Consider the following 22,314-nt stretch of genomic DNA (forward strand, 5'->3'; position numbering starts at 1 on the left):
GGTCCGTGGGCGGTAGTCGGTACGCCTTCGGCAAGCTGGATCGACACCGTGAACCGAAGGTGGATCCAGAGGAGTTTGGCCGCCCGGTCTCGGCCGTGAATCGATATGCGGGGCAACACATAAGCGCCGCTAGGACGACCGTTTGTTCGTGAGGAATGTGTCCACGCTCACATGCGCTGCATACGATACCCCCGTAATGCACAATGCGCATATGACAGCTGATCCGAAGTCCGCCTGGAAGGCACTCAAAGAGGGCAACGAGCGTTTTGTGGGTGGTTTTCCGCAGCATCCGAGTCAGAGCATCGCGCGTCGTACTGAGCTGGCAAATGGTCAGAGCCCTGATGTGCTGTTGTTCGGCTGTTCGGATAGCCGGGTGGCTGCGGAGATCATTTTCGATCAGGGCCTTGGCGATATGTTCATCGTGCGTACCGCCGGTCAGGTGATCGACTCGGCGGTGTTGGGCTCCATTGAGTACGCGGTGGCGGTGCTGGGTGTGCCGTTGATCGCGATCCTGGGCCACGACTCCTGTGGCGCGGTGGGGGCCACGGTGGCCGCCCTGGATAGCGGCGAGGTACCCGGCGGACATATCCGGGACTTGGTGGTGCGGGTGATGCCCTCGATCCTGGGTGGCCGTAAGGACGGGCTGTCGCGTATCGATGAGTTCGAGGCTCGCCACGTCGAAGAGACCGGCATCAAGTTGTTGCAGCGCTCGCAGGTGGTCGCCGATGCGGTCAAGGCCAACAAGCTCGCCATCGTGTACCTGACCTACAAACTGGCCGACGGGCGCATCGTCCTGCACGGCCACGTCGGCGACATCGAGTAGGCAGCAGCCTGGCGCTTCCTATCCGAGCAAAGGGGCACATCTCGGCGCCAACGGGCAGTCGATGAAGTGCACGTCATCGACTGCCCGTTATCCCTACGATCCGGCATTCCGGTACGGCAGCACTACTGTGTTCGATGGAAGTGAAATCGTCAGCTGCACAACGGATTAAGGCGTTGGTACAGTCCGTCGGTCGGTGACCGCCCTGTGGCACAGGCGGTACTGACCCACGTCAGACGCCGGTTGTTGAGCGCGGCTTGGCTAGTCGTTTCCGGTTAACTTGTCCTTGACGGCCTCAACACCCTCTTTGACCTTATCGGCAGCATCAGCGATCTTCTGCTTGGCAGAGGCGATCCCCTGCTCGGCCTGTCCTTCAGCTTTCAGATCGTCGTCGTTGGTGACGGATCCGGCGGCTTCCTTAGCGCGGCCCTTAAGATCATCGAACTTGTTCTGGGCGTCATCAGTAATTCCCATGTTTCCCAACCTTTCTCATGATGTCGTACAGCGAGACAAGCGTCTCGTTTTTAGAATGGCCAACTCCGCTGTTGTCAGCAGCACGGGTCGTCTGCGGCGTTTTGAAGGCCACCGACGACCCGTGCCCGTGCTGACGTTTCTACTGGTTGCTCAGTTTGTCAGTGAGACTTTCGCATCGGCATCGCCGACTTTGAAAGTGATCGTTCCGTGCTCGAAGGTGGACTTGAACGAGCCGTCGGACTCGGTCACCTCATCGGCCGTGGGATAGCCGAGTTTGCCTTGTGAGGCTTGGTTTTCGTTCCAGGTGTCTCGGATCTTGCCCCACACGAAATAGACCGGCTCTCCATTGCGGTAGATCAGCACGCCGCCGTCAAACTGCTGATAGACGCCGCTGCGATCCAGGGTCTCCTTCTGATTGTCATACGGTGCGCCCAGGTCCTTCTTCTGAACATCGTTCAGGGTGTTCCACTTGGCGAGGATCGGTCCCTCCACGGTGTAAGGCGTGCCGTTTTTACCCGGAATCTGTGTGGTGCTGGGCTTTTCGGAGGGCGAAGCGGTGATGGACGAGATCGCCGACGAAGCGGCCGAGCTAGCAGAACTGAGCGAAGGCGCGTCACCAGTCTTGTGTGAGCAGCCCACCGCAACTGAGGCAATGACGCCTACTGCGACGGGCAACGCGGTGACATGCAGATTCTTGATGCGCATCTACTTCTCTCCCTTGGTGTGTGATCGATCTTCCGCGAAAAACGCGTACTGCACTCATGCCGATCGTGCGCCGGCAAGAGACATCTATGAACCAACCTCGGATGTCCGACGATGCTAGCAATTGTTTACAGAATAAACTAGGGTTATGGCTATGACGGGCAAGCCTTCAAACCGCGACCGGCTGTTGGGACGAGCGCTGGTGGTGTGCGGGGCCGTGGCTTTGTTCGGCGGCGCCGTCGCCACCAATCACGGCAGCCACGCTGGCGTCCTTTCCACGGTGATGGCACTCCCCGGCAATTCCGAGGTGGCCGATCCCGACAGCGATTCTTCCGGGGGTTCGGACGTGACCGGTCCCATCGGAAACTCTGACCGTTCCGACGTGACGGGCCCCATCGGTGGTTCACCTAGCGGTCCTATCGGCGGTTCCACCGACACGAATGTTCCCCCCATCGGTGGCCCAGGCGGCGGTTCGGCGGGCGGTTCTTCCAACGGTCCGGCTGGCGTGAACGGTGCCGCCGGTGGTGTCCCCAACGGTCCCCCCAACGGGAACGGTGTTGTTGGCGGCGGTCCCGGCACCTAGTGATTTCGTCAGGGGTTGTCGCACCCCCGGTGACGACAGTGCAAAAGCGACCACAATCAGCCAGCTAATCGCGACGCGATATCTATCGCGCTGCTTCATGACGGCCAGCGTCGGCACTGACCCATGTAGTAGCCACCAAACCCGGGCGCTTCAAGTTGATAACGATATGAAACCTCAGTGGTTGCAATGCGATACGTGGGCCTGCGTACTTGCTGGACACCACTATGTTCACTAAGTGCACCGTCGAACGGCCCTAAAGATTCCGCTGGCGCTGGCAGTAGCGACTCTCCCCCAGATACTGGCGCCTCTTTCGGCAATCCCGCGTGCGACCGCCGCGCCAGGCCAATGGCCGGTTGAACGCGCCAATGCGTGGTACCAGGCGCAGGGTTGGCAGGTCGGCACCAACTTCATCACCTCGAACGCGATCAACCAGCTCGAGATGTTCGCGCCGGGCACCTACGACGCGCGACGCATCGACAGCGAGTTGGGGGCGTGCCGGCTATTGGGGTTCAACACCGTACGGGTGTTCCTACACGATCTGCTGTGGGCCCAGGATCGCGCCGGATTCCAAAACCGGCTGTCGCAGTTCGTCGGGATCGCCGCGCGCCAGGGCATCAAGCCCATGTTCGTCTTCTTCGACTCGTGTTGGGATCCGAATCCTCAGCTAGGAGCCCAGCGGGCGCCGACGCCGGGCGTGCACAACTCGGGCTGGGTACAGAGCCCAGGGGCGCAGCGCATCGACGACCCGAGCTACCGCGGGATGCTGAGAGATTACGTGGTGGGCGTCATGAGCCAGTTTCGCAATGACAACCGGGTCCTGGGCTGGGACCTATGGAATGAGCCGGACAACCCGGCCAAGCAGTACCGCAAAGTGGAGCGCAAAGACAAGCTCGACGCCGTCAGTGGGCTGCTTCCACAGGTATTCAGCTGGGCACGTTCGGTCAATCCAGTGCAGCCGTTGACCAGTGGTGTGTGGCAGGGCAGCTGGGATCGCGGAAGCCGCAGTGAGATGGCCGGTTTCCAACTCGACAACTCCGACGTCATCTCGTTCCACTCGTATGCAGGCCCCACCGAGTTCGAGGCCCGCATCAACGAGCTCGCCCCGCTGGGCCGACCGATCCTGTGCACCGAGTACCTGGCCCGCGACCAGGGCAGCACCGTCGAGGGCGTGCTCCCAGTTGCGAAGCGGCACAACGTAGGTGCGTACAGCTGGGGGTTGGTGGCAGGCAAGACCCAGACCTACTTCCCGTGGGATTCCTGGGACAAGCCTTACACCAAGATCCCGGACGTGTGGTTCAGCGATCTACTACAGCCGGACGGGCGGCCGTATCGCGACGCCGAGTATCAGACGCTGCGAAAGCTGACTACGCGCGTGTAAGCATGCCGGCCAACTTTGTCCATGAGGCGGTAGGCAACCTCTCGGAGAGCCCCGCCATCAGCAGTGGCGGCCAGTCAGCGCCCGCGCATCGAAAAATGCCGGGCGGGGATGAAACTCGGGACCCTACAACCGATGTAGGCTCTCACATTTGGCTGCACCGACTCGCGCCCCTAAACTGGGATTTTCTGATTTGTCTCACGACGACTGCACCGCAGTTTGTCTCATACAACACTGCATCTCCTACGAATGCTCCGCGGCGCACTCGCCCTCATACGTGAATTACCGAGCTGGGCTCGCAACTCACTTATTAGCCGGTCTCGGCCGCTAAGAGTCGGCGCATGGCCAAGCCGGCGACGTTGGCGCGATTGCGAAGCGACTCGTCGCCCACGACGACGGCGGTCTCATCTTCGGTTGGCAGCTCAGTGATAGACCATTTCGCCTGCGGCACAACCATTTCAAACTCCTCAACGCATAACATCGGTCTATCGATAGCGATAGGTGAGTTGCTGCTCACGGGGGGTACGACCACAAAGCGGGCACCCAGCTCATGGGCTTTAGCCGATCCCGACGATATAAGCGTGTCAGCTTCGCCTCGCAGTTGCTCGATGATATCGGCCGGCAATTTTGACCACAGTCGCATAAAATCGATGCACCGAAGAGCGTCGACATCCGCTACGTCTGTGCTCAGATCAAGCCGACATACGTCGACAATACGTGACCGCACGCCCTGGCTGGCTGCCGCCATCGGTGCCTGGTTAATTCCCGGTACGGCAGCAGACGCATACAAGACTTCTGCAGTGGCGAGCAACCCTTCGGAAGCACAGAAATCGTCCAAACTACGCTGGGCTTCTTCGGGAGTTGGCGCACCGGCAACAGCGTGTCCAAGAAGAGCATTCAGCACCGTTGCCCAGCGGCCGAATACCCGACCTCCTTCATGGAGTCGCTGATTGAGAAAGATCGCTGCTCTACCGGTGTTTTGGGATGGCGATTCCGCGATCACCTCAATCGCACGCAGCAGTTTACGCAGAACGAGAGCAGATGACTGAGGCGAAGCCAACTTCTCGATGATCGTCGAATCCTGGCTTAATTCTCCGTTAGTGCAGAGCGCTACCAACTCCTCGCGCACCTTGTCGTCACTGACATCGCCAGCGGGGATGCACAGTGCCACGTAGCGGCCGAAGTAGTCCCGCGAGTTGATACGGCACTGCTCGTCATCCTGGCGCATCCCGCCTTTTTGAAATGCGCCGGGGAACAGTGCGCTCATCAAACGCAACACACCCTCAAGTTCGGTATCGCCGCGTGATGTTCCCACCTTGATCCCCATTGCCTCAACAATGAGATTGGACCAATTTTTGTCTTTGTTGGCCGAAAGACTCTGTACCTGGATGTCTTTGACCAGATCGGACCGCCAGCCTGGTAGATGCTCATATAGGGCCGGATACCACAATCGTAAGTACGTCACGAGTATGGCGTCGATGAAATTGAGGTTGCGCGCGCCAACCAGGGCGCACAGTACTTCCGCCTGACTGGCGAGTCGTTTGATTCGTCGCAACGTCATGCAGGCAATATCGTCGTCCGGCAGTGCATGGATGATGCGGTCAACATCATCCCATCCTTGTGTGCCTGCAGAGTTCGGGGAGATCCCGTGTGCGGCAGCCACCTTAAGTAATTCGGCGCGCAGCTCGGCTTCGAGCTGGCTGACCTCAAGAGGAGGCAACACAAATGGGTACTGGATGATCTTTTCAAGGTATTGCCGAGCACGCTTCGCCTCACGGTTAGCGATGTCAGACGCCACGAGTACATCCAGAATTGTCTGCTCGTCGTAAGACAGCAGATAATGCACACGGCTGAATCGGCCCAGTAGCCTGACCGCCTTGAGCACGCCGAGAAGCTCGTCGGTATGCAGGCGATCAATATCGTCGACCACCACTAGTACGTTCTGGCCAGCGTCGTTGATCGCCTCGGACAGCTTCTTAAAGCGTTTAAAGAACGGATCAGGTTCGAGCGTGAATTCCCCAGCTCTGTCTGCGAGAGCTCCTGCGACCGCCTCAGATGTGTCGCGTAATGCACCTTTCCCGATTTTGCTTTCGATCGCCGATGTCACAACCGCTTTGGCCGCCGCAGCAAACACCGGGGCCATTGACAGTATCCGGTCAGCCGCCCGGCGTCCCGCCTCAGTGGCGGGCATTGCCGCAGCAATCGCCCGATAGAACTCATCGGTCAGCGCGTCGACGTCGCCAGCCGACCAGGCCGTGAACCGCACGACCGCCCATTCTTGGTCACGCTCTTCAGTCAGTAGATATTCGATGAAATTGAGGACTGACGTCTTTCCCGATCCCCAGGGGCCCGCAAGACCGAATACCACGCTCGGACCGCTACCAGCTGCGTCGATTCGCTCCACGACACGTCGACAGAACGGCAGACGGTTGAGCCGATCGTCATTGAGATCACGGACCTCAACATCCGCGTTGACCGGCGGAGGCTTAGCAGCGGACGGATTAGGCACCACTACCTCATCGCGAGACATTCGCGAAGCACACGTACGACGGAAATCCACCGTGCATACACTAGGACCGGCGGGCCACTTACCTACCGCTTTACGGATACGGGCACCAATACCGCTCCCCGAATCTCTGGGCGACGCCGAACCCACAGTCGTCTACACCATCACCATTAACCATGACGCGCCCGGCTTTACCTGGAGACCACGCTTTCGGGTACATCGACACCCTGATCTCGTACCCCGCGCTGGCGAGCGCTAATAGTTCTCGCGCACATATTGATAGATGCGGTCGAACAAGTCGCCCTTGATCGGCAGCGAGTAGTTTTTAAGAACCGCGCGCAGCTCCCGGCGGACGGACTTGTCGCCGGAGTCGCTCGACGTCCAGCCTGTGTAGGCAACTTCGCCGACGATCGCGTCGATGCGTTCGACGATCTCCGGGACGATCTTGTGTAGCCCATCCGGCGTGTTCTCCTCCACGATCTGGGTAAGAACGCCCTTCTTCGGGTCGGCGAGGCGCTCGAGTGTCTCCTCGTCGCCCTCCTCGGCTGCGCGATCGGCTGCGACGACGTCTTGGGCGACTTTCAGCGCTTCTTCGAGGAACGCGAGCGAGTCCTCAACATTCTCGATCGCCTTGGCCCGGAGCTTCTCGATCCGTTCGGCGAGGGACTTGTACACAGGGCTGTCGCCCTCCGCGAGCCGGCGCTTGAGACGCGTTTCGATCGAATCCAGCACGTCCTGGTAGACGTCGGTGTCCCCCTTGCCCGACGAATCGTCTGGGAGCTTCAACTGCTCCGCGATCCTCTTCAGCAGCGCCAGCCCGGCGGCATCGAGGGTTACTGTCCGCGACGCCATCGACTTCACGGCGACCTCGTTCATGTGGCCGTGGATAAGTTCCGTGGTCTTCGCGCCGAGGCGGGCCCACAGGAAGGCCTTTGAGATGTCCTTCGGGCGGATGGACTCGTACACCTTCGCGAGCCAGTGGTACTGCTGCTTGAAGGGCAGCAGCATCGGGTGGGGGTCGAGGAACTCCCATACGGTCTGCAGCGCCACGTAGCCCTCGACGAACTCCGTTCGCTGCGAGCTTCCGTCGGGGATCCGCTCGTGCGCTTCGGCGAGGGACTCGAAGGAGGCGTCGGTAGTGTCTATGCCGGCGAAAAGGTGGAGGAGCTTCGTCAGGTCGGTGACGAACTTGCCCGCCAGCTTGGAGGCGTCGACAACATTGAGTTCGTTGTCCTCGTCCTCGCTTGCGTTCGGGCCTGCGATAGCCTTACCGATAGCCTTGGCGAGGCCGATGTAGTCGACCACGCGCCCGTAGTCCTTGCGCTGACCCGTGATTGGGTTCTTCCACGGCCGGTTCGGTCGAGTGATCGTCTGAAAGAGGTTCGCGTCCTTGGCGGGTTTGTCGAGGTACAGAACACCCTCGATGGGCGCGTTGAACCCAGTCATCCACTTCGCGGTGACCACGACGAACGACATCGGGTCGTCGACCTTCTTGAAGCGGCGCTTGAGCGCTTCTTCCTGCTCCGGGGTGAGCAGGTATTTCTTGAACTCATTCGGCGTGTCCTTGCTGTCGGCGACGTGCATCACCACGCCGACCTCGCGCAGCTGGCCGTCGGGCATCAGCGCCTCGCGACGAACGAGCTCAGCCTCGATGGCCCGTGCGTAGGCGATGACCAGACGCTGGTTGTAGGCCACGACTTGTGCCTTCTGCCCCAACGGGGCGACGAACGTCCGGAAGTGGTCGACGATGTCGGCGCACACTGCGGCGACGCGGTCCGGGTTGGACAGGATGGTCTCGATGTGCGAGGCCTTCCCCGAGAGGTACACCTTCTCGTCTTCGTCGAGGTTCTCCTCCGCCGCCAGTTCGTCGAATGCCTCGTCCAAGGCTTCCTTGTCGAGGCTGAAGCCGACGGACCTGCCCTCGACGACGACAGGCTTGGTGAACCCGTCGGCGATCGACTGCCCCGGGGTGTACCGCGACATGACAAAGTCCGGATCTGACGGATCGCCAAACAACCTGAAGGTCGAGCGGTCCTTGTCCTGGATCGCGGTTCCGGTCGCGCCGAAGAACTTCGCATTTGGGACCGCGTCCCGCCACGCCTTGCCGAATTTCCCTTCTTGAGAGCGATGTGCCTCGTCGACGAGGACGATGATGTTCGAGCGGTCGTTCAGGTGCCCTGCCTCGGCGAACTTGTGCACCGTGGTGATGACGACTCCCGGCTCATTGCCCCGGAGCAGGGCGAACAGCTCGCGCCGATTCTTGGGCACGCTCATGCGCGGCATACCGGCGGTCTCGAACATCTCCGCGGTCTGGCGCACGAGGTCCTTGCGGTCCGCGATGACGATCACCGTGGGCGCGCCGCCGAACTTCTCGATGACCGCATCGTCCCTCAGCAGGCGGGCTGCGGCGAAGGCCATCAGCTCGGTCTTGCCCGAACCTTGGTGGTGCCAGATCAGCCCGCCGGGTCGGTCGGCGAGCACTTTGTCGTGGATCGCCAGCGCCGCCTCGAACTGTGGGTAGCGCGGCAGGAACTTGATGTCGACCTCGGATGCATCCCGCGCGTGCCGGAACATCACCAGGTCCTTGAGGATCGGCAGGATCGTCTCCGGCCGAAGCAGCAGCCGCGCTGCGCGCTCGACGCGGGCCGGGCCGGTCACGACCTTGGGGTCGTCCTCGGTCGAGCCCCACGGAGCCCAGATCTCGGAGTCGGGGTCCGGGACCGAGCGGATCGGCGCCATCCGAAATTCAAGTCCCTCGGTGGCGACGTTGAAGACGTTGGCGGCGAAGAAATTTGGGTACTCCTCCTCGTACACATCGTGAATGTCCTTCGCGGCGTTCACCCATGAGACGGCCTGCTTGACGGGCGTCTTCGTCTCGGCGACGACGAGGGGGAAGCCGTTGACGTAGTAGACGACGTCGAACCGCCTTGTCTTCACCGCCCCTGTGATGGTGACCTCGTCGGCGACGACGAACCGGTTGTTCTCCAGGTACTCGAAGTCGATGAGCCTGCGCGGCACGTGCTTTCCGGCCATGGTCGGGAACGCGTGGTCGCCGCGAAGCATCACCGTGAGCCGCTCGTTGGCCGCCACGAGCCCGTTGTGTGCGTCCAGGACCGCCTGGTTGATCTCGTGCATCACAAGGTCCGCCGATTCAGGATCGTCGATGAGCTCGGGGTTTAGCGCGAGGAGCGCATCCCGAGCCCAGGTCTCGATGACGACGTCGTGCTCCTCGCGCGGCAGCTTGTCGCCCGGGGTGGGCTCCCAGCCTGCCTCGTCGGCCCATTCGATCAGCGACCGCTGGATCGTGCTTGCCTCTGTCCAGCCCATGTCAGGACACCCCCCCAAGCAGAGCGTCGTAAACCTCGGGAATCTCGATCTCCTGGTCGAGCAGAGACGAAAGGATGGCGGAACGGAATGCACGGAGACGCGAGAGTTCCGCGCGCAATTTACGAGCCTCCTCGCGCACCTTACCTAGTGCGCTATCCAGCTGGGCACTGGAATGGGCGGGCCAGGGAATCTGCGCGTTCCGGATCAAGCCCATGTTGAGTGATGGCACAGCGCCGCTCTGCACGAGGTCCGACAGTCGGATCGACTCAACGGCGGCGAGTAGCTGTTCTGACGAAACGCCTCCTTTCGGAGTGAGAACAAGGTGGTTCTCGTCGACAGCCGCTTCAACGTCCAGCACGCGCTTCTTCTCCGTGAGGACCGCGGCACCCACCCGCGGGAACACGACGGACCCCGCCGCGGCTACAGCCCCTTTCAGCCCGCGGATGTGTTCCCGAGCGAGGCGCGTGTCCGCAAGCGTGTACCCGTCTTCATTTCCCGGGCCAGTCATGTCGGCGATCTTGAACCAGGAGACGTCACCGATGCGCTGGCCCTGTACGGCCTTCGGAAGTGCTTTGCCCTGCGAGACATCGGCGAGTTCCTCGACATTCACGGCTTGCAGGTCGTCCGAGTCGAGAAAAAGTCGGATCCGCAGCGGCAGCAGTCTGTCAAGTTCTTCAGCTACCGACTCGATCTGCGCGTCCACCGCGGCCAAGATGTCGACTATGCGACGCTGCTCGGCCAGAGACGGGAGTGGAATCCTCCAAGCTTCAAAATCCGCCTCCTTCCAACGTGACCGTCCCTCACTGCCTGCGCGCATCACATCTATCTGTGCAAGCACGGACGACTGCTGGAAGTAGAGAAGTAAGAAGCGTTCCGACAGTTGGTCGGGATCAACTACATAAAGAGGAAACTCATTGGTGGCCAGCGCACCGTCGAGCGCTGCCGGGACGACATCAAACGCGCCCTTCTGTGTGTCGATGCGGTTGAAGACGAAGTCACCCTTGTGGGCTCGGAACAAGCGCTTAGCCTTAATCGTCTCGGTCGTACCAATCCCCCGGTCGTAGGCGCCCCTCCCGTACCAGCGCACGCCCATCGTTTGGTACTCGACACCGGGCTCAAGCGTGACAATGTCCTTCCGCTGTGCCGAAACAATCCCGGCAGGAACCTTCTCCCACTTACTCACCAGCTACCTCGAACATGCTCAGGTCGATGCCTGCTGCCGCAAGCCGCTCGAACATGGCTGCTTCGGTGTCGATCCGGTGCTGGCGGGCATCCGCGTACGCGACAAGTGCGGTGCCGAGGTCGGCGGTCTCGTCAGCGGCGACCTTGATATATCGTCCGATGTTGAGGTCGAAGCCGTTGTCCTTGATCTCGTCAAACGGCACAAGGCGCACGTTCGCTCCGCCTGCACCGTCAGGATCCTCGCCGGTGCGGTATGCCTTAACGAGCGTCTTCACGTCGTCCTCGGACATTCGGTTCTGATTGGTTGCCTTGACGAACCGGGCCGATCCGTCGACGAACAGCACGTGGTTTTTGCGGCTGTCTGACTTCTGGTCCCGGAAGATCAACAGGCAGGCCGGGATTGTCGTCGAGTAGAAGAGATTCGGGGGCAACCCCACGACAGCCTCGAGTATGTCCCTTTCGATCAGGCACTGCCGGATACGACCCTCCGCCCCGCGGAAGAGCGCACCATGAGACATCACGACCCCGACTCTGCCGGTTCCGGGGTTCATCGACGCCACCATGTGCTGAATGAAGGCGTAGTCGCCGTTTTGTGTCGGCGGAACGCCGCAGAACGCCCGCGGGTCCGACAGCCATCGGTCCGCCCCCCAGTTTGTCAGTGAGAAAGGCGGGTTGGCGATCACCGCGTCGAAACGGCGGACCGCGCCGCTGTTGTCCTTGAATGCGGGTGCGCGGAGCGTGTCGCCGCGCTTAATGTCGAAGTCCTCGATCTCGTGCAGGAAGAGATTCATGCGGGCGATCGAGGAGGTAGTCAGGTTGATCTCCTGGCCGTACAGGCGCAGCGTGCGGTGGTCCATGCCGGAGTCGCGTAGCTGATTGATGGTGGCGACGAGCATGCCGCCCGATCCGCACGCCGGGTCGTAGACGGCCTCGCCCGGCTGCGGTTCCAGGATCCCGACGAGCAGGTGGACGACCTCGCGCGGTGTGAAGAACTCGCCTGCTTTCTTGCCAGACTCGTCGGCGAAGTTCTTCAGCAAGTACTCGTACCCGGCGCCGAGCAGGTCGTGGGAGACCGTGGACGGGTCAAGTCGGATCTGGGTGAATGCCTTTATGAGCCCCAGCAGCGCCGACTGGGGCATGCGCTCCTGGTTTCCCCACGACGCATCGCCGAAGACGCCCGCCAGCGAGCGCGGGTTAGCCTTCTCGATCTGCTGGAACGTCCGCGCGATCTCAGCTCCAAGGTTCTTGACCTTGATCGTGACCTCGGACCACAGCGTGCCCGCAGGCATCTCGAACCTGTGGAAGTCGGCCTCGATCTCGTCGTCGAGGTCGTCGCCATACTCGTCGAGGGCTTCTTTATGCTCGTACGCCCAGGTGTCGGAGATCCACTTCCAGAACAGCATCGGAAAGACGTAGGTCTTGAAGTCGGCGGGGTCGACCGGTCCGCGCAGCGCGTTGGCCGCGTCCCATAGCCGCGCCTCAAGTTCTTGCTGGTTGATCGTCACCGGGTGCGTGCTTCCTTACGTAGTTGAACTCCTTCAATTCGGAGCCGCGTGACATTGTTTCAGCGGGCCACGGGCTTCCGCAGCCAGACGGGGCTAACGTCGACACACTGCGTGACGGCTTCCGTACGGACCCGCGGGCCAGGATCGTCGACTCCTCAACTTCAGCAACACGCATGCCGACCTCATACAGAGGTCGTGTCCGAGCATCACCCTAGTCAGGTGGGACGACACGCAGGGCATGAAAGCCCCGGTGGTGGTAGCACACCCGTTCTGCAACCACTACCAGCCTTTGTGTTGGCAAGCACGAACGTCTGCCACTACCTGCGCTCCGTCTTTGGTCAGTTTCATTGGGTGGCCACGTTCGGCGCGATCAAGGAGCTTCGTCCCGAGTTCGCGTTCGATGCGGTTGATCTGATTGACGAGGGTGAATTGATTCACCCCGAGCGCTCTAGCCGCAACGGCGAGCGTGGGATGCTGCGCCGCCGCTTCGAACCGCCGCAAGCGTTCCGACCCACCGATTCCAGCGAGCGCAGGCTTTAGCACTTCAGGCGCATCGGCGATCACATTCTGCGTAGCGAGCGTGGCGCTGTGGCTGGGGCCGCCCCTACCCCTCATCGGAATTGCATAGATCTTCGCCAAGCGCGCCAAGCTAGATGTGCTCACGCCAACTTCCTTCGCGATTTCGGGTAGGGCTCTCCGCTCGATGGAGTACTGGTCGTAGAGCCAGCCTCGATCAACCGTCACACGACGACGATGGACAGGGTCCCGCAACTGGATCTCGTAATCGCGCGCGAGATTCGTGATCGCGCTGCGTCCGACACCCACCCGAGCGGCAATCTCATCCAGCGACAGTCCGTCCTGCTAGCTTTCTCGTGTCAATGTTGAGTCGTGGCTCAGGGGCCGACTCATATCGATGCCGAACTCTTGCGACCAAATCAGGTGAAGTAGCGCCGACCGCGCCAGAGATCCGGGCCAACCTTGCAATACACCAATGGCTTTGCTGATCGACAGGTCGTCGATAGAGATCGCGCGTAGGGCTGCCAGTATCGCCGGGTCAAACAACGACCGGCGCCGGAAACCTGCGAGGAACCGCACATTCTGGAGCTCCGCGGCATTCGGCTCGCTCCAAACCTCGTATTGCCATCCGCGACCTTCGATCGCGGACCGCGTCCAGGCAAATGTTGACGCCACCTCCGGCCGAGACAGTCGGCCCACGGGCTTGACGTCGACAACCATTGGACCCTGATCGGTCTGCAATAGGTAGTCCGGAATATGTTTGGCCCAGACACCATTGGATTCCCTCACCAGCAGGAACGGCTGTGCGCAGATCCGGTTTACCGATCGGTCGAAGTCGGCGAACAATAGCCTCGCGAGCTCAAGCCTCGACTCGTAGATAACATGGCGGCCCTCAGTAGCCGACCAGTAGGCACCCGAATAGTGCTTCTGCCCTGCGCGCCAACGAAACTCACGCCACGGGTACGCATCGATGAGGCTGCTTGGGTCAGCATCAGCAAGCCTAACTGCGGTCACATCTACATTCGGAGCGGTCCGAAACCGCACCGTTGTGGTTGCAGCGGTCTTGGCCGCCGGAACCATCTCTCGCCGCTACCTCTCGGTTCGGCCAGCACGCAGAGTCATACGCACAGCGTGATACTCATGCGGACCGCAATCATGGACGTGCATCGGCGCGTCTCGCCAAACTTCAAATTTGAATCCCATTGGAAGTCAACAGTGAGATTTTGAAGTCAACCGCGAGAACCTACAACCGAATGTAGTTACCGCGCCATGTTGGTAAAGCGCGACAGGTGCAACTGGTGCGCCACGGTGATGGTGGCCGTCGGACCGTTACGGTGCTTGCCCAGAATCAGGTCGGCCTCACCACCGCGCGGATCGTCACGCTCGAACGCATCGGGACGGTGCAACAGGATCACCATGTCGGCATCCTGTTCCAGCGAGCCGGATTCACGAAGATCCGAGACCTGTGGACGCTTGTCGGTGCGCTGTTCGGGACCACGGTTCAGCTGACTGATCGCGATGACCGGAACCTCAAGCTCCTTGGCCAATAGCTTCAGGTTTCGGGAGAACTCCGAGACTTCCTGCTGACGGGATTCGTGCTTCTTACCGGAGGTCATCAGCTGCAGGTAGTCGACCACCACCAGCTTGAGCCCGGCCTTCTGGTTGAGCCGTCGTGCCTTGGCGCGGATCTCCATCATGGTCAGGTTCGGGGAGTCGTCGATGTAGAGCGGCGCCTCACTGATCTCACTCATCCGCCGTGCCAGCCGGGTCCAGTCGTCATCGCTCATCCGGCCCGAGCGCATATCACCCAGTTTGATCTTCGCTTCGGCCGAGAGCAGTCGCATGACGATCTCGGTCTTGCTCATTTCCAGCGAAAAAATCACGCTGGGCAGCTGGTGTTTGATCGAACACGACCGCATGAAATCCAGGCCCAGGGTCGATTTACCCACACCCGGCCGGGCCGCCACGATGATCATCTGACCCGGATGCAGCCCATTGGTGATCTCGTCCAGATCGGTGAAGCCCGTCGGCACGCCCTTGGACATACCGCCGGCCGACGCGATCGCATCGATCTCATCCATCGTGGGCTGCAGCAGCTCTTCGAGGGGCACGTAGTCTTCCGACATCCGCCGGTCGGTGACGTCGTAGACCTCGGCCTGTGCGCGGTCCACCACCTCGGCGACATCGGCGCCCTCGGCCCCGGCGTACCCGTACTGCACCACGCGGGTCCCGGCCTCCACGAGACGGCGCAACAGCGCCTTCTCGGCCACGATCCCGGCATAGAACCCGGCGTTGGCGGCGGTCGGCACGGTGGAGATCAGCGTGTGCAGATACGGCGCACCGCCCACCCGGCGCAGCTGCCCGCGCCGGTCCAGCTCGGCGGCCACCGTCACGGCGTCAGCGGGCTCTCCCCTGCCGTACAGGTCGAGGATGGCCTCGTACACGCTCTGGTGGTTGGGCCGATAGAAGTCGTGCGGCCGCAGCTTCTCCAGCACGTCGGCGATGGCGTCCTTGGACAGCAGCATCCCGCCCAGCACGGACTGCTCGGCAGCCACATCCTGGGGTGGTTGACGGCCGAACTCCTCCTCGGGAGGGGCAACTGGGCCGGACTGGCCCAGATCGTCGACTATCGCCACGGCGCGCTGGTCCTCCTAATCACATCAAGTCGAACACATGATCGCGGCGAGGTCTGACAAGTACAGTTCAGCCCGCGCGCCGCGGTAGACGTTAGATGTTGCTGGCGGCCCTGCCAAGCGCCCCTGTGGATGAGCCTGGGCATGGGGTGTGGACTACTGTCCAACCCGGTGTTAGGGGGTTGGGGACAACCTGGGGATAGCTACCTACATTCCTGCACTTTTCCCAGTTGGCAGCCGGTGAACTAATTGACAGGACTGTGGATGGGAATCCGCCCGGCGTGTCGCATCAGGTTGCGGGCTCGGGCGTGTTCTGTTACCCCTCTCAACCCTCTAGGTTAACTAGAGGTAGCTTCGCTGGAGTGGCACACGCGTACAATACGTTCGCCAACAGATACGGCAACGGCGCCGCGGAAACCCGCGACGCCGTTGACCCGGCAGTACTTCCGATCGGTCAGCCTGCGGCGACTACATCCACGGTGATCTTGGTCGCCACACCGGCGTGCAGGTGCACATCCAGTGCGTACGAACCGATCTGCTTGATGTGCGCCTTCGGCAGGGTGACGGTGCGCTTGTCCAGGTTGGGTCCACCGGCGGCCTTGATGGCGCCCACCACGTCAGCGGCGGTCACCGAGCCGAACAGCTTGCCTTCGCCGGCGGTCTTCACCGTCAGCTGAACAGCACCCAGGCCCTCGATAGCCTGCTTGATCTCGTGGGCGTGCTCGACACCACGGATCTCCTTGGCCTCACGGGCACGACGGATGTCGGTCGCCTGGCGCTCCGCACCACGGGTGGCAACAATCGCCAGTCCGCGCGGCAGCAGGTAGTTACGTCCGTAACCGTCCCGAACCTCGACGGTGTCACCGGCAGTGCCGAGGTGCTCGACCTCGGTCGTCAGAATCAGCTTCATCAGATGTCCCTCCGGTCCTACCGCGTCGCCGAGCTGAACGGCAGCAGGGCTACCTCGCGAGCGTTCTTCACCGCGATCGCGATGTCGCGCTGGTGCTGAACGCAGTTTCCGGTGACCCGGCGGGCACGAATCTTGCCGCGCTCACTGATGTACGTGCGCAGCAGGTTGGTGTCCTTGTAATCGATGTTCAGCGCCTTCTTGGTGCAGAACGCGCACTTACGTGTCTTGACCGGCTTTTCCGGGGCAGGACGGCGCTTAGTCGTCTTGGCCATGGTGAATCTCTTTCTTTCTAGCTAGATAAGTTGTATCGCCCAGATCAGAAGGGCGGTTCGTCGTCGGCCGCGGTGGAACCGGAGGCCGGGGCACTGCCCCACGGATCGTCGGCAGGCTCGTTGGAGCGGGAACCCCCGCCGCCACCGCCGCCGCCGAAACCTCCACCGCCGCCACCACCGCGCGAGGCCTTGTTGACCTTGGCGGTCGCGTACCGCAGAGACGGGCCGATCTCGTCGACCTCAATCTCCATGACGGTGCGCTTCTCGCCCTCGCGGGTTTCGAAGGAGCGCTGCTTGAGCCGGCCAGTGACAATGACACGGGACCCACGGGTCAGGCTCTCGGCCACGTTCTCGGCGGCCTCACGCCAGATATTGCACCGCAGGAACAGCGCCTCTCCGTCCTTCCACTCCGAACTCTGTCGGTCGAAGATGCGGGGAGTCGACGCCACAGTGAAGTTGGCGACGGCAGCCCCGGACGGTGTGAAGCGCAGTTCTGGATCGGCGGTCAAGTTTCCGACGACCGTGATGGTGGTGTCACCTGCCACGGTTCCTCCTCGTGTCTGTCAGCTGGCGTGGTTAACGGCAGCCTACGGAAGTCAACTGACTTCCGTAGGACCTCAGCGGGCTCCGGTACGCAGGACCTTGGTCCGCAGCACGGACTCGTTGAGGCCCAGCTGGCGATCCAGCTCCGAGACGGTGGCGGGCTCCGCGACCACGTCGATCACCGCGTAGATGCCCTCGGCATGCTTGGCGATCTCGTAGGCAAGACGGCGCTTACCCCAAACCTCCACCTTCGAGACGGTTCCACCGTCACCGCGGATGACGTTCAGAAACGTATCCAGCGATGGAGCTACGGTGCGCTCGTCAAGAGTGGGGTCGAGAATGACCATGATTTCGTACTGACGCATGAGAAACTCATCACCTCCTGTGGTCTAGTGCGGCCACGGCGTATCCGTGGCAGGAGAGTCGCCTGCGTCGGCAACCGGCCAAGGCTACCGCACAGCCCCCTGACCGGCGAAATCAGACCGACGCGCGGGCGATATGCGGTGTGGGCTTACGCGCGCGCAGCCACGACGGCAGCCAGGCCGGAGGATTGTCGGCAACCCCATCGCACGGCCCGCCCGCCGGATCGTCCGTGTCATCGCTGTGTCCGCGCACCAGGTCCTCGCTGGGGTGATAGATCTGGCGCAGCACCAAGGCGCACAACCCGATCACCGCGATATCGCGCACCAGCACCGTGCCGGTGAACCATTGCTCGGGCAACCCCTTGTTCTCCAAACCCAGCAGGTAGTACATCCGCGGACCCCAGACCAGCGCGTCGACGGTCATCCATGCCAGCAGGATTCGCCGATGCGGCAACGCCACCACGGCAAGTGGCACCAGCCACAGCGAGAACTGCGGGCTCCACACCTTGTTGGTCAGCAGGAATACCGCCACCACCAGGAAGGCCAACTGCGCCACACGCGGGCGCCGCGGAGCCGTCAGCGCTACGTATCCGATGCCCAGACAGCAGATCCCGAACAGAACAGCCGATATCGCGTTGAGCACGACCGGGGGCTCCCAGAAACCCAGCGGGCCGTCGAAGCCCTGCCATCCGGTGAAGGATTTGAAGACGTTGTACAGCGAGTCCATGTCGTCGCCGCGGCGGGTGTTGAGCCGGAAGAACTCCCCCCATCCGCGGGGGAAGAGCATCGCCACCGGAGCATTCACCACAACCCAACTGGCCAGTGCGGCCGCGGCGGTCTTGGAGAACTCATGCATCTTGCCGCTGCGCAGACTCACCAACAGCAGTGGAAACAGCAGCAGCACCGGATAGAGCTTGGCGGCCACGCCCAGCCCTATCAGCACACCCGCCAGCCACGGTTTCCTGCGAGCCCACGCCCACAGTGCCGTCATGCTGAAAGCCGTTGCAAGAGCATCGAAATTCGTGAAGATCTGGAAGATCACGATCGGGGACGCCGCGATCATCACCACATCCCACGGGCGGGTACGCGGGCTCAATCCCGCGCTGGCCCAGATGGTTACCAGCCACGCGAGCGCCAATCCGAAAGCCACGATGTTGAAGAACATCACCACTTCGGCGACGATGGGCAGCCCCAGTAGATCGCTGGCCTGGGTGTACGTCTTGGCCAGGGCCATCGCGGTGTACTGATACACCCCGGTCACTACCGGATACTCCATGTACCGGACCGCCGGAGTGCCGTCGTACTGAATCTTCTGATGGCCGCCCGAGTCCGTCTCCAGCCAGCTGGACTTGTAGGGGAAGCGCCCCTGATTCAGCAGCTCCGCGCCATAGAGCGGCACGGTGTCTGAGTAGCACAACTGGTAGTAGGCCCGGTTGTTGTCCCAATTGGCCACGCGCTGAGCACCATTGCCGGAACCACTCTGCTGCAGGCAGGGTGCCTTACTGGTCCACCCCAGGATGAGGAATCCCAGCGCGATGATGAACACCACCCGCAGTGGTGTCCAGAATGGCTGGCGCCCGACCAGGGCGTGCCCGCCCAACGGCCCACCGATCACCTCGGATAGCTCGGCACCCATCGCATCGGTGCGACTGGGGAAGTCGCGATCGTCGGCACTGCGCAGGTCATCGGCGAGCTTCTCGGGAGACACCGTCGCACGGGATTCGGCCGGCACCTGCCTACTGCCCCGGAGGCGGCGGCGCGTCACCCGCCGGTGGCGCCGCCGGGCCCACCGGAATCGTCGTCGGGGGTCCCACCGGAATGGTGATACCCGGTGCGATCTCGATGGTCGGCTGGATGACCGTCACCTCGCCGCCACCGCCCGGCGCGGGCGCCGGAGGACCGTTCGGAGCCGGCGGCGGAGGCACGTAGACCGGCACACCGGCGTATCCGCCGATGGCGCCCGGCTTGGGGAAGGTCTCCTTGGTGGAGCCGTCCAACGCGCCATTCATGGTCTTCTGCCAGATATCCGACGGCAGACCGGAACCGTAAATCGGTCCACCCCAACTGTTTCTGATCGGCTTGCCGTCGTCGGTTCCTATCCACACCGCGGTCGAGAGCGACGGGGTGAAGCCGACCATCCAGGCGTCCTTGTTGTCCTTGGTGTCGCCCAGCTGCGCGGTACCGGTCTTGGCGGCCGACTCTCGTCCACCCGCCAGGCCATGCCCGCGGGAGTAGGCCGCGATCGGTTTCATCGCCGAGATCGCGTTGTTCGCAACATCATCAGAGAAACGCTTCTCGCCCGTGTTGTCGGAAGAACCCGCGTCGAAAAGCACCTGGCCGTCCGCGTTCACCACCTTCTGGATGAAATGTGGCTTGCGGTAGGTCCCGGACGCCGCCAAGGTCGCGTACGCCGAGGCCATGTCGATCACCCGGGTCTGGTACTGGCCCAGCACCACACCGTTATTCGGCGGACCGCCCTGACCGTCCTCGGACAACGTGTGCGAGACACCGGGGAAGTTCTCGGCGATACCGGCGGCATGCGCGGCGGTAGCCACATCGTCGGGCCCGTTCTTCAGCTTCAGCATGAGCCGGTAGAAGCTGGTGTTCAGCGAGCGCTTGAGCGCCTCGGCCACCGAACACGTTCCGCACGAAGCGTCCTCGCTGTTCTTGATGGTGATGCCCTGATAGGTCAGCTCCGAGCTGTCCAGCTGGTAGCCCAGTCCGATTCCCTGCTGCAGCGCCGCCACCAAGGCGAACACCTTGAACGACGAACCGGTCTGCAGACCCTGCTGCGCGTAGTCCAGACCCTGGGCGTTGGAACCGCCGTAGTACGCCTTGACCGCACCCGTGCGCGGGTCCACGGACACCACCGCCGTTCGCAGGTCCGCGTTCTCGCCCTGCAAGGTGCTGTTGACCGCGTTCTCGGCGGCCTGCTGCGCCTTGGTGTCGATGGTCGTCGTGATCTGCAGGCCCTCGGTGTTCAACGTCTGCTCGTCGATGTTGAACAGATCGGTGAGCTCCGCCATCACCTGACGCTTGATAAGTCCGTTGGGACCGGTGGTCGCGTTCTGGGCAGCAGCCTGCTCAGGCGGCACCGTTGCGGGGTACACCTGCCCGGCACGATCCTGCGCGGACAGTGCACCGATGGTGACCATGCCGTCGAGCACCCAGTTCCAACGGTTCGTCGACTCGGGCAGATCAACGGCGGGATCCAGGCGCGACGGCCGCTGGATCAGTGCGGCCAACAACGCGCCCTCGGACACCGTGAGCTGTTCCACGGGCTTGTCGAAGTAGGCCTTCGACGCCGCCGAGATGCCGTACGCGCCACGTCCGAAATAGATGATGTTGAGGTAGGCCTCCAGCACCTGATCCTTGGACCAGGACTGCGACATCTTCGTGGAGATGACGATCTCCTTGGCCTTACGGGTCAGACCGCCGAGGCCGGCGCGCTGCGCACCCACCATCGCGTTCTTCACGTACTGCTGGGTGATCGTGGAACCACCCTGGGTATCGCCGCCGAACATGTTGTTCTTGACCGCGCGCAGCAGACCCGAGAAGGAGAAGCCCGGGTTGCCGTAGAAATCGCGGTCCTCGGCGGCCATCACGGCCGCGCGCACATGCTGGGGCACCTGGTCGATCTTGATGTCGACCCGGTTTCCGTCCGGTGGAACGACTTTGGCGAGTTCGGTGGTGCCGTCGCTGGCCAAGATGGTGGACACCTGGCTGGTACGGATATCGCCCGGCTTCGGGATGTCTACCACCGAATACGCCAGTGCGAACGTCGCCAGCGGGATGACGATGGCCAACAGCACCAGGGCGATCATCACGCGGCGGAAGATTTTCCAGCCGTTGCTCTTTCGCCTGCGGCGACGCTGCGGCGGACGCGACGAACCACCCGGCCGGCTGGAGGGGGGCGGCGGCTCATGTCCGTTGCCCTCGTCATCACGTTCCAGCGCCGCGCGAGCCGCGGCCACGGCATCCTCATCGCGCCGGTACAGCGGCAGATCCTCGACAGGGTCGAGGATCGACGTCGGCCGATCGTCCATGCTGGGGGTGCGCGGTGAATCCGAGCCGCCGGACGCTACCGGATTCTGTCCGCCAACCACGCCGCCCTCACCCTGTGGCCTATTCACTGGCCGTCCGGGCACGAGTTGTTCGCTGACGTGGGGTGGTCCCCTTCGGCGCCGGGAGGGCGCCCATGACATACGACTTCACCAAATGATTCCAACTGCAGGTCCGGCATACCTCGACAACGTGCACGGCGAACTCCGAGTACCGAGTGGCCAGCAACACCAGTTCCTCGGCCGTACGGGCCGAACCGGATACCGCGCCCAGATGCTCGCCGAAAACCCACGACACCAGCGTCAGTTGCTCCTTGCGGCAGATCGGGCACACCACCGCACTCGATTTGCCGTGGAACTTGGCCGCACGGAGCAGATACGGGTTCGCGTCGCAGACTTCGGCCACGCCGGTACGCCCGGAATAGACCTCAGCCAGCAGGGATCGCCGCTTGAGCGCGTAATCCACCACCTGTCTCTGCAATCGCACGGTAACCAGAGTACGTCCGATTACGCGCTGGCCGAGCCCGGGCCACACAGACAGCA

The 22,314-nt window shown here is 62.3% G+C and carries 19 protein-coding genes; 3 read left to right on the top strand and 16 right to left on the bottom strand.

Annotated elements, in window-relative coordinates; all coding sequences use genetic code 11:
* The first annotated feature begins 211 nt into the window (after positions 1-211).
* Positions 212-823, top strand: coding sequence for a carbonic anhydrase (locus RHO23_RS20675; RefSeq protein ID WP_057964646.1), 612 nt, complete (start codon positions 212-214; stop codon positions 821-823).
* 258 nt (positions 824-1,081) lie between these two features.
* Here RHO23_RS20675 and RHO23_RS20680 read toward each other — a convergent pair whose 3' ends face one another.
* Together RHO23_RS20680 and RHO23_RS20685 are read right to left on the bottom strand one after the other, a co-directional pair.
* Complete coding sequence (locus RHO23_RS20680; RefSeq protein WP_030097629.1) at positions 1,082-1,294, bottom strand: CsbD family protein; 213 nt, start codon at positions 1,292-1,294, stop codon at positions 1,082-1,084.
* A gap of 150 nt (positions 1,295-1,444) precedes the next feature.
* A complete protein-coding gene (locus RHO23_RS20685; RefSeq protein ID WP_078353854.1) occupies positions 1,445-1,999 on the bottom strand; it encodes an LGFP repeat-containing protein in 555 nt (184 codons plus the stop codon).
* 151 nt (positions 2,000-2,150) lie between these two features.
* On the opposite strand from RHO23_RS20685, the gene RHO23_RS20690 reads away from it, so the two are divergent.
* Positions 2,151-2,579, top strand: coding sequence for a hypothetical protein (locus tag RHO23_RS20690; RefSeq protein WP_423488267.1), 429 nt, complete (start codon positions 2,151-2,153; stop codon positions 2,577-2,579).
* Positions 2,580-2,814: 235 nt separating this feature from the next.
* Positions 2,815-3,957 carry a 1,4-beta-xylanase gene (locus tag RHO23_RS20695; RefSeq protein WP_423488268.1) on the top strand — a complete coding sequence of 381 codons (1,143 nt, stop codon included), beginning with the start codon at positions 2,815-2,817 and terminating at the stop codon, positions 3,955-3,957.
* Between the two features lie 307 nt (positions 3,958-4,264).
* On the opposite strand, the gene RHO23_RS20700 is transcribed toward RHO23_RS20695, so the two are convergent.
* From RHO23_RS20700 to RHO23_RS20765, 14 genes are all read right to left on the bottom strand, one after another.
* The gene (locus RHO23_RS20700) at positions 4,265-6,484 is read right to left on the bottom strand and encodes a KAP family P-loop NTPase fold protein (protein ID WP_423488269.1); all 2,220 of its coding nucleotides are present in this window, start codon (positions 6,482-6,484) and stop codon (positions 4,265-4,267) included.
* 231 nt (positions 6,485-6,715) lie between these two features.
* Entirely contained in the window at positions 6,716-9,787 is a 3,072-nt protein-coding gene (locus RHO23_RS20705; RefSeq protein WP_423488270.1) for a type I restriction endonuclease subunit R, read from the bottom strand.
* Position 9,788: 1 nt separating this feature from the next.
* The gene (locus RHO23_RS20710; protein ID WP_423488271.1) at positions 9,789-10,970 is read right to left on the bottom strand and encodes a restriction endonuclease subunit S; all 1,182 of its coding nucleotides are present in this window, start codon (positions 10,968-10,970) and stop codon (positions 9,789-9,791) included.
* Positions 10,963-12,474 carry an N-6 DNA methylase gene (locus RHO23_RS20715; RefSeq protein ID WP_423488272.1) on the bottom strand — a complete coding sequence of 504 codons (1,512 nt, stop codon included), beginning with the start codon at positions 12,472-12,474 and terminating at the stop codon, positions 10,963-10,965. Before RHO23_RS20715 ends, RHO23_RS20710 begins: the two co-directional genes overlap by 8 nt.
* Positions 12,475-12,753: 279 nt before the next feature.
* Positions 12,754-13,299 (bottom strand): LysR family transcriptional regulator, encoded by a 546-nt coding sequence (locus tag RHO23_RS20720; RefSeq protein ID WP_423488273.1) that lies wholly within the window; start codon positions 13,297-13,299, stop codon positions 12,754-12,756.
* Positions 13,300-13,335: 36 nt separating this feature from the next.
* Positions 13,336-14,004 (bottom strand): TnsA-like heteromeric transposase endonuclease subunit, encoded by a 669-nt coding sequence (locus RHO23_RS20725; RefSeq protein ID WP_423488274.1) that lies wholly within the window; start codon positions 14,002-14,004, stop codon positions 13,336-13,338.
* A gap of 245 nt (positions 14,005-14,249) precedes the next feature.
* Positions 14,250-15,626 (bottom strand): replicative DNA helicase, encoded by a 1,377-nt coding sequence (gene dnaB, locus RHO23_RS20730; protein ID WP_030097637.1) that lies wholly within the window; start codon positions 15,624-15,626, stop codon positions 14,250-14,252.
* A 451-nt stretch (positions 15,627-16,077) separates the two neighbouring features.
* On the bottom strand, positions 16,078-16,533 hold the full coding sequence (rplI, locus tag RHO23_RS20735; protein WP_030097638.1) for a 50S ribosomal protein L9: 456 nt from the start codon (positions 16,531-16,533) through the stop codon (positions 16,078-16,080).
* Positions 16,534-16,550: 17 nt separating this feature from the next.
* Positions 16,551-16,805 carry a 30S ribosomal protein S18 gene (rpsR, locus tag RHO23_RS20740; RefSeq protein ID WP_005064619.1) on the bottom strand — a complete coding sequence of 85 codons (255 nt, stop codon included), beginning with the start codon at positions 16,803-16,805 and terminating at the stop codon, positions 16,551-16,553.
* Between the two features lie 44 nt (positions 16,806-16,849).
* Entirely contained in the window at positions 16,850-17,350 is a 501-nt protein-coding gene (locus RHO23_RS20745; protein ID WP_423488275.1) for a single-stranded DNA-binding protein, read from the bottom strand.
* 72 nt (positions 17,351-17,422) lie between these two features.
* Positions 17,423-17,713: a 30S ribosomal protein S6 gene (rpsF, locus tag RHO23_RS20750; protein WP_030097640.1), complete on the bottom strand. Its 291-nt coding sequence runs from the start codon at positions 17,711-17,713 to the stop codon at positions 17,423-17,425.
* Between the two features lie 112 nt (positions 17,714-17,825).
* Positions 17,826-19,418, bottom strand: coding sequence for a glycosyltransferase family 87 protein (locus tag RHO23_RS20755; protein ID WP_423489268.1), 1,593 nt, complete (start codon positions 19,416-19,418; stop codon positions 17,826-17,828).
* Positions 19,419-19,446: 28 nt separating this feature from the next.
* Entirely contained in the window at positions 19,447-21,816 is a 2,370-nt protein-coding gene (locus RHO23_RS20760; protein ID WP_046255357.1) for a transglycosylase domain-containing protein, read from the bottom strand.
* A 19-nt stretch (positions 21,817-21,835) separates the two neighbouring features.
* Complete coding sequence (locus RHO23_RS20765) at positions 21,836-22,258, bottom strand: DUF5318 family protein (protein WP_046256144.1); 423 nt, start codon at positions 22,256-22,258, stop codon at positions 21,836-21,838.
* Positions 22,259-22,314: the final 56 nt, after the last annotated feature.

This window comes from Mycobacteroides sp. PCS013 (genome assembly GCF_049532645.1).
GTDB lineage: Bacteria > Actinomycetota > Actinomycetes > Mycobacteriales > Mycobacteriaceae > Mycobacterium > Mycobacterium gwanakae.

Coding starts and splice junctions, on each gene's coding strand:
- rpsF (WP_030097640.1), bottom strand. CDS start 17,713: ATGCGTCAGTACGAAATCATGGTCATTCTCGACCCCACTCTTGACGAG.
- RHO23_RS20675 (WP_057964646.1), top strand. CDS start 212: ATGACAGCTGATCCGAAGTCCGCCTGGAAGGCACTCAAAGAGGGCAAC.
- rpsR (WP_005064619.1), bottom strand. CDS start 16,805: ATGGCCAAGACGACTAAGCGCCGTCCTGCCCCGGAAAAGCCGGTCAAG.
- RHO23_RS20680 (WP_030097629.1), bottom strand. CDS start 1,294: ATGGGAATTACTGATGACGCCCAGAACAAGTTCGATGATCTTAAGGGC.
- RHO23_RS20685 (WP_078353854.1), bottom strand. CDS start 1,999: ATGCGCATCAAGAATCTGCATGTCACCGCGTTGCCCGTCGCAGTAGGC.
- rplI (WP_030097638.1), bottom strand. CDS start 16,533: ATGAAGCTGATTCTGACGACCGAGGTCGAGCACCTCGGCACTGCCGGT.
- RHO23_RS20700 (WP_423488269.1), bottom strand. CDS start 6,484: ATGTCTCGCGATGAGGTAGTGGTGCCTAATCCGTCCGCTGCTAAGCCT.
- RHO23_RS20690 (WP_423488267.1), top strand. CDS start 2,151: ATGACGGGCAAGCCTTCAAACCGCGACCGGCTGTTGGGACGAGCGCTG.
- RHO23_RS20705 (WP_423488270.1), bottom strand. CDS start 9,787: ATGGGCTGGACAGAGGCAAGCACGATCCAGCGGTCGCTGATCGAATGG.